This is a genomic window from Kitasatospora sp. NPDC015121, assembly GCF_055562955.1.
Map to the genome: position 1 here is coordinate 1 of NZ_JBVHEH010000052.1, position 13,122 is coordinate 13,122.

The 13,122-nt window shown below is 62.2% G+C and carries 10 protein-coding genes and 2 pseudogenes; 9 read left to right on the forward strand and 3 right to left on the reverse strand.

Annotation, left to right across the window (positions count from 1 at the left end; genetic code table 11):
• The coding region (locus tag ACZ3J7_RS38635; protein WP_352101978.1) for a TMEM164-related integral membrane acyltransferase at positions 1 to 414 on the forward strand (414 nt) is incomplete at its 5' end.
• Between the two features lie 443 nt (positions 415 to 857).
• On the opposite strand, the gene ACZ3J7_RS38640 is transcribed toward ACZ3J7_RS38635, so the two are convergent.
• Positions 858 to 1,739 carry a helix-turn-helix domain-containing GNAT family N-acetyltransferase gene (locus ACZ3J7_RS38640; protein ID WP_037131630.1) on the reverse strand — a complete coding sequence of 294 codons (882 nt, stop codon included), beginning with the start codon at positions 1,737 to 1,739 and terminating at the stop codon, positions 858 to 860.
• A 99-nt stretch (positions 1,740 to 1,838) separates the two neighbouring features.
• Between ACZ3J7_RS38640 and ACZ3J7_RS38645 the strand changes: the two genes are divergently transcribed.
• The 3 genes from ACZ3J7_RS38645 to ACZ3J7_RS38655 are packed head-to-tail and all read left to right on the forward strand — an operon-like array spanning position 1,839 to position 5,524.
• A complete protein-coding gene (locus ACZ3J7_RS38645) occupies positions 1,839 to 3,191 on the forward strand; it encodes an NAD(P)-binding domain-containing protein (protein ID WP_298782400.1) in 1,353 nt (450 codons plus the stop codon).
• Positions 3,192 to 3,201: 10 nt separating this feature from the next.
• On the forward strand, positions 3,202 to 4,437 hold the full coding sequence (locus tag ACZ3J7_RS38650) for an MFS transporter (protein WP_298782394.1): 1,236 nt from the start codon (positions 3,202 to 3,204) through the stop codon (positions 4,435 to 4,437).
• Positions 4,438 to 4,453: 16 nt separating this feature from the next.
• Positions 4,454 to 5,524 carry a flavin-containing monooxygenase gene (locus ACZ3J7_RS38655; protein WP_125053174.1) on the forward strand — a complete coding sequence of 357 codons (1,071 nt, stop codon included), beginning with the start codon at positions 4,454 to 4,456 and terminating at the stop codon, positions 5,522 to 5,524.
• A 619-nt stretch (positions 5,525 to 6,143) separates the two neighbouring features.
• Here the strand turns inward: ACZ3J7_RS38655 and ACZ3J7_RS38660 are convergent.
• On the reverse strand, positions 6,144 to 7,130 hold the full coding sequence (locus tag ACZ3J7_RS38660; protein WP_125053176.1) for a DUF2971 domain-containing protein: 987 nt from the start codon (positions 7,128 to 7,130) through the stop codon (positions 6,144 to 6,146).
• A 206-nt stretch (positions 7,131 to 7,336) separates the two neighbouring features.
• On the opposite strand from ACZ3J7_RS38660, the pseudogene ACZ3J7_RS38665 reads away from it, so the two are divergent.
• A pseudogene (locus ACZ3J7_RS38665) lies at positions 7,337 to 8,266 on the forward strand (IS3 family transposase); the annotation flags it as partial.
• Positions 8,267 to 8,276: 10 nt separating this feature from the next.
• Here ACZ3J7_RS38665 and ACZ3J7_RS38670 read toward each other — a convergent pair.
• A complete protein-coding gene (locus ACZ3J7_RS38670) occupies positions 8,277 to 9,626 on the reverse strand; it encodes an IS30 family transposase (protein WP_231783878.1) in 1,350 nt (449 codons plus the stop codon).
• A gap of 97 nt (positions 9,627 to 9,723) precedes the next feature.
• Between ACZ3J7_RS38670 and ACZ3J7_RS38675 the strand changes: the two are divergent.
• The 4 genes and pseudogenes from ACZ3J7_RS38675 to ACZ3J7_RS38690 all read left to right on the forward strand — a co-directional run.
• Positions 9,724 to 10,041 (forward strand): annotated as a pseudogene (locus ACZ3J7_RS38675) (DUF305 domain-containing protein); the annotation flags it as partial.
• Positions 10,042 to 10,328: 287 nt separating this feature from the next.
• Positions 10,329 to 11,411 (forward strand): Ig-like domain-containing protein, encoded by a 1,083-nt coding sequence (locus ACZ3J7_RS38680; protein ID WP_029537725.1) that lies wholly within the window; start codon positions 10,329 to 10,331, stop codon positions 11,409 to 11,411.
• 399 nt (positions 11,412 to 11,810) lie between these two features.
• On the forward strand, positions 11,811 to 12,170 hold the full coding sequence (locus tag ACZ3J7_RS38685; protein WP_019747377.1) for a BlaI/MecI/CopY family transcriptional regulator: 360 nt from the start codon (positions 11,811 to 11,813) through the stop codon (positions 12,168 to 12,170).
• Complete coding sequence (locus tag ACZ3J7_RS38690; protein WP_019747376.1) at positions 12,167 to 13,114, forward strand: M56 family metallopeptidase; 948 nt, start codon at positions 12,167 to 12,169, stop codon at positions 13,112 to 13,114. Before ACZ3J7_RS38685 ends, ACZ3J7_RS38690 begins: the two co-directional genes overlap by 4 nt.
• Positions 13,115 to 13,122 lie beyond the last annotated feature (8 nt).

Below are 13,122 nucleotides of genomic sequence, written 5' to 3' on the forward strand. Positions count from 1 at the left end.
TGGGGAACTATCTGGCCGTACGCGGGGAGAAACCATGGCCACAAAATGCGCCATAAATGGCCGCCAGTGGGGAGCTTACGATGGCCGTCGACAATTCACCTGTTTGTCGTCTGGGCCGCGATCTATCTCACGTGGGGCCGGAGAATGCGACCTACATGGCGCAGCTACCGCTTCGCGGTACTGGTCACGCTGACATGGGCGATAGTCACTTTCATCTTCAATCGCATCGCCGATACCAATTACGGCTTTCTCAACGCCAAACCTTCCACCGCATCGCTGCTGGACCTGATGGGTCCGTGGCCGGTGTATCTGTTTTCTGGGATGACAATCGTATTCATCATCTGGGCTCTGATGACGTGGCCGTGGGAGAGAGACGGAATTCTCGACAAGGACGCCGCGCAACCCGTGGTCTAGCCGTCCTCGCTCGACCTCCGCACCCCTGGCATGGACCGACCGCTTTTCAGCAACAATCTGCACAGTCCTGCCCAATCGAGCTACCGGGCAGCCGAGTGACAGGCAAGCGAGAGCAGCAGATGTGATACTCAACCGGCATGTAGATGCAGGCGGCGTTGCACACTCCGATCGGCGACTCGCGAAGACTTTCAGTTTCACCCGCTCCAGTTCGTCTGCACGTACATCCCCGACGGTGACCGCTCTGCTGTGAAGCCGCTGATCCCGAGCCCTCAAGAACTCACTGCAGGAGGACGTGACACCAGCCCACGAATAATTTGCCAGTTACAGCGGGAATCACGTCTCAGCAGATTCACTCTGCACTCGAGCTAAGGGGTTGCTTCGAGTTGCTGATCACATATGGCGGATCGATTGCCGAAAAATGCTTCGATTGGCGGTTCAGAAAATCAGGAATCCGCTGCCGTTCGGCGTTCGAGCAGGACTGTGTCGCGCCAGATCCCGTCGAGTTGGGCGATCTTCTCGCGGATCCCGATGGTGCGGAACCCTGCCGAGTGATGCAGGGAGACGGAGGCGCGATTTTCAGGGAAGATCGACGTCTGCAGGGTCCAGAGCCCATCCGCGTCCGCTGCCATGACTTGCTTGCGTAGCAACGCTTTTCCGACACCTCGCCCGCGCATCCCGTCGGCGACATAGACGGAATTTTCGGCGACTCCGCGGTAGCAGTCCCGCCCGGAGGTCGAACTCAGGGCAGCCCAGCCGACGACGACATCGTCGATGGTGGCGACCCAGCGATGATTCGGCAGCCACTGCGCATCGAGATACTCCCGGCTGGGGACTTCGGTGGTGAAAGTGGCGTTGCGCGTGGCGATCCCTTCGCCGTAGATCCGCAGAACGGCGTCCCAGTCGTCATCGGACATGACCCGGACGGCGACATCGTCAGGAAGATCGCTCGGGCAGCACGGCCGCGGCGCGAGAACTCCCATCACGATGTCGGCGGCCTGCGGCAACGCGACGCAGCACGTCGGATTCATCGCGACAACGGTGCTGGTCCCCTCTTTGCGCAGGCTGACGAATCCCACATCGGCGAGCTTACGTACATGGTGGGAGACCGTGGGCTGCCCGATCCCCAACGCCTCGGCGAGAGCCCCGATCGTGATGCCGCCAGCAGCGCTCGCGACGCGGTGCAGCAGCCGCACCCGCATCGGTTCGGCCAGGCACGCGAACCACTGCGCGTAGGTGTCGGCGTCAGCTTGCTCGAGCACATTCGAGTCGACCGCACCTGGGTCCGAATCGCCGACGCGCACCGTCGGGGTCTGCAGCGATGTCATGCACACACTATATCGACCTTCGTCGATGGTTGCATTCATCGACTGATATCGATACAGTTCGAATTAAAGATCGATCATTGTCGATGAAAGGAATTTGTGATGACCGAACTACCCGTTGTCGTGATCGGAGCTGGACCGATCGGCCTCGCCGCCGCCGCGCAACTGCGCGAACGAGGACTCACGCCGCTGGTGCTTGAGCGAGGCGCCGTCGCCGGTACGGCGATCGCCGAATGGAATCACGTCCGGCTCTTCTCCCGCTGGTCCGAACTCGTCGATCCCGCCGCGCAGTGTCTGCTCGAGCAGAACGGGTGGAGCGCTCCCGACGTAGATGCGTACCCGACCGGACAGCAGTGGCGTCAGCTCTACCTCGAACCCCTCGCCGCCGCCCTCGGTGATGCGGTGCAGTTCGACACCGAGGTGATCGGCGTCGCCCGACGTGGCCGCGACCTGGTCGTCGACGCCGGCCGCGATACCGAACCTCTCTCCATCCACCTGCGCCGCCCAGGCGGCAGCGAGGACCGCGTCTTCGCCCAGGCCGTCGTCGATGCTTCCGGCACCTGGGGCACCCCGAACCCGCTCGGCGGGGAAGGACTGCCCGCCCTCGGCGAGAGGGCTGCCGCTGCCGCGATCACCTACCGTGTGCCCGACCTCGACGACGAGGCGATCCGTGCCCAGTTCGCCGGGAAACACACCGTCATCGCAGGCAGCGGCCATTCCGCACTGACTGCCATCGTCGCGCTAGCCGGACTCGAAAAGCAAGCCCCCGGTACGCGCATCACGTGGGCTGTTCGCCGCGGGGCTATCGGTTCCGCGTTCGGCGGCGGTGAGTCGGACGAGCTGCCCGCTCGCGGCGCACTCGGACTCCGCGCGAAGAAGGCTGTCGACGACGGACTTCTCACCGTGGTCACCGGTTTCCGCACCGCCGCCGTCGAATCCGCCGACAATGGTCAGCTCGCACTGGTCTCCGATGCCGGCACCCGGATCGAGAACGTCGACAACGTCGTCACCTTGACCGGATTCCGCCCCGACTTGTCGTGGCTGTCGGAAATCCGACTCGGCCTCGACCCCGTGCTGCAGGCCCCGACACAGTTGGCGCCTCTGATCGACCCGAACGTCCACTCCTGCGGCACGGTCTATCCGCACGGCGCGAAAGAACTTCGCCATCCCGAACCGGGTATGTACCTGGCGGGGATGAAGAGCTACGGCCGCGCGCCGACGTTCCTGGCGATGACCGGGTACGAGCAGGTACGCAGCATCGCCGCCGAACTCGCCGGCGATCACGAGGCCGCCGCCCGGGTGGAGTTGATCCTCCCGGAAACCGGAGTCTGCGGCGGCGCTGGTGTTTTCGACGAACCCGATACCGCGGAATCCGAGGGTGGCTGCTGCGCCGCACCTGCTCCGGAGCTGATCTCGCTGTCCAGTCCCTCCGGCAGTTCCAACTCCTGCGGATAGGGCACAGCCGATGACGACCATCGAAGATCCGCCTCGCCCCGTCAGCCTCGATCCGTCGGGGCTGCGGCGGGTCCTGGTGGCGCTGTGTCTGACCGAAATCACCAGCTGGGGGATTCTGTACTACGCGTTTCCCGTTCTGTCGGTAGCCATTTCCCGCGATACCGGATGGTCGAGCGCTGTGATCGTGGCGGCGTTCTCGGTCAGCCAACTCGCCGCCGCCGCCGTCGGCATACCGGTGGGACGGATCCTCGATCGCCACGGGCCCCGCTGGGTCATGACCACAGGATCTGTACTCGCTGTACCCGCACTGGTGGTCATCGCGACAGCTCACACCCTCCCCCTGTTTTTCGCGGGTTGGGTGTTCGCCGGCATCGCGATGGGCGCGGTGCTGTATCCACCGGCATTCGCCGCACTGACTCGCTGGTACGGCGACAACTACGTCAAAGCACTGATGATTCTCACCCTCGCCGCGGGTCTGGCCAGCACGGTGTTCGCGCCACTGTCTGTCGCTCTGGCCGATCGATTCGATTGGCGCACAACCTACCTGGTGCTCGCCGCCATACTGGCTGTGATCACCATCCCCGGACACATCTGGGGTTTGCGTGGCGGGTGGCCCGACCCCATCCGCCTGCCCCACGCGCAGCCCGGCGACTACCACCGCACCTCACGCAGCCTCCCATTCCTTGCTCTGATCGTCGCCCTCGCGGCAGCCGCTTTCGCCGCATCCGCCGGCGTCTTCAACCTCGTACCGCTACTGATCGAACGCGGTTTCAGTCCCAGCCTCGCCGCACTCACGCTCGGGCTGGGCGGCGCCGGCCAGGTCATCGGCCGCATCTTCTACCTACCACTCGCAGCGAAGACCAGTGTCCGCGTACGCACGGTATCGGTCATCGCCGTTGCCGGTCTGAGCACCGTGTGGTTAGGTCTGGCGAGCTCTACGGCGGCGTTGATCGGCATCGCCGTCGGCGCCGGACTGGTCCGCGGCATCTTCACCCTGATCCAGGCCACCGCCATCACCGACCGCTGGGGCGGCGAACACTACGGGCGCCTCAACGGGCTGATGTCCGCACCGATCGTCATCGTCATGGCCCTGGCTCCGTGGGCCGGCACCGTGCTCTCCACCTGGACCGGAAGCTACGCCCACGCCTACCTCGTCCTCGGAGCGATTGCCCTCGTCGGCGCCGTGATCAGCGCAGCAACCATCCCCGCCCTCCGCACCACCACAACGATTCCGATCACTTCCTGACCGAAAGACAATTCTCATGACGTACTACGACGCGATTGTCGTCGGTGGCGGTCAGTCCGGCCTGGCCGCAGCCCATCATCTGCGCCGCCAGCGGCTCGACACCGCGATCATCGAAGCGGGTAGCGAACCCGTCGGCTCCTGGCCGCAGTACTACGACAGCCTCACTTTGTTCTCACCAGCAAAGTACAGCTCCCTCCCCGGTCTACCGTTCGGCGGCGACGGTGACCGCTATCCCGGACGCGACGAAGTCGTCGACTACCTCCGCCGCTACGCAAAGACCCTCGATGTGGACATTCACGTCAACGAACGAGCCGATACCGTCACCACCAGCGGCGGCCAGTTCACCGTCCGGACCGACAGCGGATCCGCCTTCACCGCACCTCGAATCATTGCCGCCACAGGAGGATTCGAAACTCCACACAGTCCCGCACTGAAAGGGTTGGATGCCTTCACCGGGACTGTTGTGCACGCCGCCGACTACCGCGAACCCACCGCCTACGCCGGGCAGAACGTCATCGTGGTCGGAGCCGGGAACTCCGCAGTACAGATCGCTGCCGAGCTCGCCGAAACAGCCGATGTGATCCTGGCCAGCCGAAACCCCGTGACATTCGCGCCGCAACGACCCCTACGCCGAGACATGCACTTCTGGTTCAAGTACACCGGAATCGACGCCCTCCCGATCGGGCATCTTCTCTCGCGGCCACCGACGTCGCCGGTGTTCGACACCGGCCGCTACCGCGCCGCGCTCACCGCCGGCACACCGCAACGCCGCGCCATGTTCACCAAACTCGAAGGAAACCAAGCCTTCTGGCCCGGCGGCACCACAACAACCGTCGACGCGGTCATCCTCGCCACGGGATACACCCCCAACCTGGACTACCTCGCAGAACTCGGGGCACTCACCGACACTGGCCATCCCCGCCACCGGAAGGGCCTGTCCACCACCCACCCAGGGCTCGGGTACGTGGGACTGGAATGGCAACGAAGCCTCTCGTCCGCATCCCTACGTGGGGTAGGCCGCGATGCGCACTACGTGGTCCGGCGGCTCACTCCTGCTGACGCTGCTCGGTTGCATCCGACCGAATAATGCCCGGTCTGCTCTTGTTTGCGTAGCGCCCGCACAGCCTGATCTCCTCGTAGTCGGTTCCTGTCCCATTGAACAGCGTGGGTCCGACTTCCTCGTCAAACGGCGCGTGATGATCTGTGCGAGTCCGTTGTCGACTGTCGCGAAAGGGGAAGTGCGATCACCAGTCCTCGGCCGGCGCCTGCCGATGTCGCGTTGGGGACCGTGGCCGCCACAGTTCTCGGTGTCGCTGTCGGGGTTCTCCTGGCCGGTGTCGCGGTCGGAGCCGGTACCGCTGTGGTGTTCCGTTTCGTGTTGCGGACGATCATCTCCCGAAAATGATCGACTGCGCTGGTCAGCGGCGTGGAATACCTTTCTCAGGTGTTCGATTCTTTGCATCCCAGAAATTCCGCTTCGAGCGCACACTTGCCGAGAGCCGCAATACGGGCACCGCCGATTTGTGGTGCACAAATGAGAATCAGGTCGCCACGTGTGACCGAGCTGCAAGGGTTGTTGCAGTTCAGGACTTCGGCTTTCGCTTCGGTCTGGTCAGTGTGGCGACCTGAGGCTCGTCGCGGGTTCAAGAATAGTTCGGGGACCCGACATGTTCGGCGGCGATGGACGCCGCCGGTCAGTCGAGGGTTCAACCCCGGTACGGCACTTTTGATCTCTCTAGATCAACCTCGCCGATCGCATATCCGTTGGCTTCCAACATCTGACGAACTGCTCTCTCTCGTAGATCTGGCGCATTACCTGGCCCGATCACAACCTTCACAATGGCGTCACGGGGAAAACCGATCTCGATGTACGGAACCACGCCTCCAGTACCGTAGCTTCCCTGCCGGAAATTCAGTCGCGCGGACGCCTCTGCGAACATAGCGATAAGTCGCCATTCTTTCTCAGCTTGGAATGATTCATCTTTCAGAGTCATGCACAACCGACCGGCGGCGTTGAACATCTCCGTGACAAAGTTGAAGTAGTTAACCGCAGCTGGCTTTTCAGAAATACGTGAACGGAGGAAGTTTTGAACCAAATTCAAGTTTTCGGCCCGCGCCTCGTCACCATAGAAGATGGGTCGCGGCCCAGGGATCGGAGCATCAACCCAACCTCTTCCGTCCGGTTCCATTCGGTTTCCTGCTTTGTAATCCCAGCATTGGTAGGTCAGCTCCGCTAGCTTCGCCCGATCGAAACCTACGGCGAAACCATCACCACCTGCATATCCACGCCACTGCCCGAGCGAGTCACGTTCGGTAGTAAAGCAAGTGACATACCCGTTCGCCCATTTCCAATCGTATGGCATCTGCGGCTGTGACTCGTCTACGAGAGCCGCAAGCGACCAGGCGGCGGCTCGAAGTGCATGTTTCTTTGGTCCAAGGTACGACGGATCTCGATGGTCGGGCCCCTCGGTCGTGAAGAAGTCACCACACTCCCTCCGCTCTTCCTCTGTAAGGTCAGGTAGTTCCTGAGCCAAGGAGTGAAAGATCTCGGCCATCAACCCGGCACTGTATTTGAGTTCCTGAGCATCATTTAGATACTTTATATCGGTTCCCCAGAGCTTTTGACTTTTGATGATGCCGGAGAATCCTCCGAAGTTTGTGTAGTGATAGAGGATGTCATTCTCGTCGGTCACGATTTTGATAGTACTGCAGTCACCTGACAACTTTTTGCAGGAGGATCCCACTAACACTCACGCCCCCTCGTTCCAATCCAGTCAACAGGCTTGCAAAAAAAGCCGCCCTGAGCAGCGCGGAACTTAGCATCGACGGGCCTTGACCCCGCGGGTTGGACACGCTTGATCCTGGTCTCAGACCAGGGAAAGCGAGAAGATCTAACCCGATGGCAAAGAAAAATTACTCCGAAGAGTTCCGCCGCGACGCAGTCGAGCTGTACCGCGACACCGGCGGCGCGACCGTAGCCGGGATCGCCGCCGATCTCGGCGTATCCCACGGCTCCCTGACCACATGGCTGAGAAATGCGGGTATCCCGATCCGCAGACCCGCCGCCACCGCTCCGGGGCCCGGCACCGGCGAGACACCCGAGCAGGAAGCCGCCAGGCTCCGCGCCGAGGTCGCACACCTACGCGCGGAGAAAACCAAGCTCGAAACTGAGCGAGACATCCTGCGGTCGGCGGCAAAATATTTCGCCGGAGAGACGAACTGGTGAACCGCTTCCAGTTCGTTGCAGACCACTCCGACACCTACCCGGTGAAGCGGTTGTGCCAGGTCATCGATATCGCCCGCTCGTCGTACTACGCATGGATCAACGCCGCCGAGAAACGAGCCGCCCGGGCCGCAGCCGACGCTGAACTCGCCGACAAGATCCGCGCCGTCCACACGGTGGGACAACACCTACGGGCGGCCCCGGATCACCGCCGAGATCAATCACGGACAACCCGCCGACCAGCGGATCAATCACAAACGGATCGCACGGATCATGCGCGCCAACAACATCGAGGGCCTGCGACTGCGCCGAAAACACCGCACCACCATCGCCGAACCAGCCGACACTCCGTCGCCGGACCTGCTCAACCGTGATTTCACCGCGATCGCACCGAATACCCGATACGTCGGTGACATCACGTATCTGCCATGCGGGGACAATGAGTTCTTGTATTTGGCCACGGTGATCGACTGCTTCTCCCGCCGCCTGGTGGGCTGGTCGATCGCCGAGCACATGCGTACCGAACTCGTCGAAGATGCCTTAGGTGCCGCAGCACTGACCCGCGGCGGTCTTGCCGGTGCAGTGTTCCACGCCGATCGCGGAAGTCAAGGCGTATTCAACCGGTCGAAGCAACACGTTGCTGTTGAATTGATCGTAGGTGTTCGTCCCAAGCTTCAGCGGGGGTTCGCCATTGGAGTCGTTTCCGTGGTCGCGTGTTGAGAGCGTGGGCGACTGCCGCGAGATCGTCTGGGTTCCATCGCGAGAGATCAGTTCCCTTCGGAAAGTATTGGCGCAGTAGTCCATTCGTGTTCTCGTTGGTGCCTCGTTGCCACGGGCTGTGCGGGTCGGCGAAGTAGACCTTCAGCCCGGTGTCGATGGTGAACTGGGCGAGTGCGGACATCTCTTTCCCGCGGTCCCAGGTCAGCGAGCGTTTGAGTTCGGTGGGCATCGACGCCAGTGCCTGTGTCAACGCTCTGTTCATCGACACCGCTCCGTATCCCGACAGTGCCGGCCCGTTCTTGGTGATCGGTTGCTGTCGCCACCCACGCTCCCGTGGCAGGTGCACGAGGGTGGTGTATCCGGTTGTGCGCTCGACGACGGTTCCGATTGCGGACCTGTCCGTACCGATGATGAGGTCACCCTCGTGGTGCCCGGGGATCGCACGGTCGTCGGCTTCTTCGGGACGCTCGCTGATCAGTACGTCCGGGCTCACGTGAGCCCAGGCAGCACGCTTTGCTCTTGCCCGCGGCATGCGCAGAGCACGGCCGGTGCGCAGGCACAAGATGAGTTCGCGGCGCAGGCCGCCGCGGCCCTCGATGAACAGGGACTGGTAGATGGCTTCGTGGCTGATTCTCATGCTCAGATCATCCGGGAAATCGATTGGTAGCCGGTTCGAAATCTGCTCGGGGCTCCACGCTTTCACCCATCGGCGGTCCTGACGATGGGGCTTGTTCAAGCCTTTCCATTGCCGTTCGAGCGGTCCGGCGACAGCATCGCCGCCCGGCTTGGTGATCCGGCCCGAGAGTCGGTCCTCAACATAGTGCCGTAACCGATCGTTGGCCGTGAGCTTGGCGGTCTTCGGGCGGCGGGCAAACAACTCGGCTTTCCAGTGCGCCACGCTGGCGCGGTATTCGAGCGTGCCTCCACGCGTGGCAGCGTTACGCCGCAGCTCCCGCGAGATCGTCGACGGGCTCCTTCCGATGGCACTCGCGATCGCGCGCACTCCGTGGCCGGTGGCGTGCAGGATCGCGATTTCCTCACGCTCTGCCAAAGAAAGGTACCTGCCTGCCGGCGCGGGCCATAAATACGGCGTCATCCCGCCAGCGTGCCGGAACCACCGCTGACCAACCGCTTGCGCCACGCCGACAGCGTCAGCTGCCTCACGAGGAAGCTTGCCTGTGGCGATCTGGTCCCAAAACTGCCGTTCCTTCGACCGAGGATGGCCCGGTGCTCCCGGTGACCTCATCGGAGCCCTGCCCGTTACTTCCCGCACCCAATCCGATGGACGACCCACAACACCCTCCTGACCTCGAATGTTGCGTCCACCGATTGAGCCCAATCAATACACCTCAAAGGGTTTCGCGATGATCTGCGCGAAGTTGGGTGTTGCGCAATCGATGGGAGCGGTGGGCACGAGCGCGGACAATGCCTCAGGAATGATGTCCCAGCAGCAGATCGCTCAATTGGAGGGGCTGCGCGATGGGGACTTCGACACCGCGTGGCTGAAGATGATGATCGAACATCACTCCGGCGCGATCGCGACGGCCCAATCGGAACTATCCGATGGCGACAACGCCGACGCCAAGCAATTGGCTACCGATATCATCGCCGCACAGCAGTCCGAGATCACCGCGATGCAAGCACTTTTGCAACAGAACTGATCCGGAAACTGGCGAGTGGCTAGGCCTGTCCGTCGAAGCCTCTCTTCTCGTTGTCCGCTCTGATCTTCCATCTGATTACTTGCGTCCCTTGCGAATCACTGTCTTCGTCGGCGCTCCCCACCCACTGACGTGAAGGAACAATTATGGCCTCAACACGGCATACAGGGTTAGTCGTCCTTGTCCTTATGGTCGCAACGCTGACAGGATGCACCTCCACAGCACCGCAGTCCGCACCGAGTGACACGGGTGCGCCCGCCGAGAACGACTCTCCTGTCTCCGCGCTGGTGATGACTCCTTCCGGGGGGACAGATACCGTCAACCCCCTTGATCCGGTCACGGTGGAATCTGTTGGCGGGAGGCTCGACTCGGTAGTGCTCACCGAAGTGGGCGGGGCTGTGGTCGATGGCATCTTCACCCCTGACCGGCAGGTGTGGAAACCCGGCGCGTCCTTGGACTACGGGAAGACCTACACGATGACAGCGTCAGCCACCCAAAACGATGGCTCACGTCTCGATCAGTCCAGCACCTTCTCCACAGTCAAGCCGCGGAACCTGACCAAACCATCCTTCGTGACGGCCGGGGGTAACCTCCTCACAGATGGTGGCACTTTCGGGGTAGGGATCGTTATTGTCACGCATTTCGACGAGCCGATCCTCGATCGTGCAGCGGCGGAGAAAAGCCTGACTGTGCAAACGTCGGTGCCGCTCGAAGGCTCGTGGTACTGGGTGGATGACCAGAATGTTCACTGGCGACCTCGTGCGTACTATCCCCCCGGCACCGAGGTCACGGTCCGGGCTGCGGTCTTCGGCGTCCCGCTCGGTGGCGGACTGTTCGGACAGGAAGACGCCACGACTGCATTCACCATCGGCGACTCGCATATCGCCGTCGCCGACGATACGACCAAGCAAGTGACGGTCACGAGCAACGGCAAAACTGTGCGCACTATGCCGACATCGATGGGCATGGGAGGAACCGAGCTCGTCAACGGCCAAACGATCTCCTTCTGGACCCAACCAGGCATTTACACCGTCCTCGATCAGGCCAACCCCGTGATCATGGACTCGTCGACCTACGGACTTCCCGTCAATTCCCGGCTGGGGTACAAGGAAAAAATCAACTACGCCACCCGAATAAGCACCGACGGAATTTACCTTCACGAACTCGAAGACACAGTCTGGGCGCAAGGCAATACCAATGTTTCACACGGCTGCTTGAACCTCAGTCGCGCCAATGCTCAATGGTTCTATGATTTTTCGCTTCCCGGAGATGTCGTGGAGATACGCAATACCGGCGGCGCCCCTCTCGAATTGTGGCAGAACGGCGACTGGAGTGTGCCGTGGGACCGATGGTCGGAAGGCAGCGCGCTGTAAGACCTGTCGCCCTGCCGGCAAACGATGCTGAATCGCAAACAGAAGCTCCGCGCGAGACGTTCTCCCGTAGTCGACGCGAAAGTGCTGGATAAACCTTTTGACACTGTCAGAGCTGACAGGGGTTCGGCAGATCGTCACGGGAGGAGGTCGCCAGACACCGCCGCCGTATCGGGGCGGCGACGGGAAGCAGAACAGATAGTATTTCTACAGGGCTTCGGTTCGCCGTCTCGGCAACCTCCAGCGTGCAGAGTCGACACGACACCCTCATCGAGCGGTCCCACATCACTGTGACCGACGAATCACCGACAGCGCTGGTTGGGCCCCGTACGAAAGCGACGGAGGTTGCAGGTTGGGCACTCGCACGGTGCGGTGACGAATGCAGCTCTACGAGGAGGAAAAATGCAAGGTCTGGGAGAGCTCGAGGCGCTGGTGATGGATGTGCTGTGGCGCTCCACCGAACCGGTCCGTGTGCGCGACGTCATCGACGGCCTCGATGACGACCGTGAACCGGCGTACACGACGGTGATGACCGTCATGGACAATCTTCATCGCAAAGGTTGGGTGCATCGTCAGCGAAACGGGCGCGCGTACTGGTACGAAGCCACGCGAAGCCGCGAGGAAGCGGCAGCTGACGGGTTGCGCGCACTTCTCGAATCCACCGGAGACCCGACCGGGGTCCTGTTGCATTTTGTTCGCGGGACATCCGACGTCGAATCGAAGATCCTGGCGCGTGGATTGCGTGAACGAGGCAAGAAGTGACAGCCGTCCTCGCGTGGGCGGTCGGTGGCCTTCTCGTTGCCGCACTCTCCCCGCTGTTCCTCGGATCGATGATGCGTCGCGGCGTTGATCCGCATGTCGTCCTCGTCTTGTGGGGCGCTCTGGCACTCGGAACTGTAGTGAGTATCAGTGTCCCGGTGATCTTGAGCCTTTTACCCAGTCACGGTGGTGTCTCGTCGCTGATCGAATTCGCCCACAGCTGTTGGCTCGCCCTTCACGACGACGCGCCGGCCAGGCTCGAGACGGCGGTGGGTGTACTCGGTGGGTCAGCCCTGGTCATCGGGGCGGTGCGAGGCACCGTCCATCTGTTCAGCTTCTCCCGCACTCGCCGCGAGCTACACCAGCAGCACCTCGGGTTGCTGCGCATTCTGGGGGGTGCACGGTCCTCGTCACTGCTCTGGCTCCCGGTTTCTGTGCCCTTCGCCTACAGTATCGCTGGGCGCCCCGCGCTTGTAGTTGCGAGCGACGGATTGAGAGATCAACTCGACACCGAGGCTCTTGCTGCAGTACTCGCACATGAACGAGCACACATCACGGGGCGGCACCATCTGCTCGTCAGCGCAGCTCAAACGCTCGCCTACGCGTTTCCGTGGCTTCCGATCATGCGATCTTCGCCCCCATTGGTCCGTGCGTTGGTGGAAATCGAAGCCGACTCCCGAGCCGTTCGTCAGCATGGGCGCGAATCCGTGCACCGCGCACTCTGCAGTATGACACCTCACGAGGTGCCCGTGGCGGCTCTGGGAATAGCGCAGGATTGCCTGGCGTTGCGACTTGATCGTCTGTCCTCCCACCGCACCCACCACCCGGCGCCCATTCGCTACCTCCGCACCCTTGCTGCCTGCGGAACGGCGATCGTCCTACCTGCGGCGCCTCTTCTGGCGCTACTGGGTGCGATGGCGATGGCTTCATGCGCAGCAGGTGCTTGAAACAGTGC

Coding starts and splice junctions, on each gene's coding strand:
- ACZ3J7_RS38650 (WP_298782394.1), top strand. CDS start 3,202: ATGACGACCATCGAAGATCCGCCTCGCCCCGTCAGCCTCGATCCGTCG.
- ACZ3J7_RS38680 (WP_029537725.1), top strand. CDS start 10,329: ATGACTCCTTCCGGGGGGACAGATACCGTCAACCCCCTTGATCCGGTC.
- ACZ3J7_RS38640 (WP_037131630.1), bottom strand. CDS start 1,739: ATGACATCGCTGCAGACCCCGACGGTGCGCGTCGGCGATTCGGACCCA.
- ACZ3J7_RS38670 (WP_231783878.1), bottom strand. CDS start 9,626: ATGAGGTCACCGGGAGCACCGGGCCATCCTCGGTCGAAGGAACGGCAG.
- ACZ3J7_RS38685 (WP_019747377.1), top strand. CDS start 11,811: ATGCAAGGTCTGGGAGAGCTCGAGGCGCTGGTGATGGATGTGCTGTGG.
- ACZ3J7_RS38655 (WP_125053174.1), top strand. CDS start 4,454: ATGACGTACTACGACGCGATTGTCGTCGGTGGCGGTCAGTCCGGCCTG.
- ACZ3J7_RS38645 (WP_298782400.1), top strand. CDS start 1,839: ATGACCGAACTACCCGTTGTCGTGATCGGAGCTGGACCGATCGGCCTC.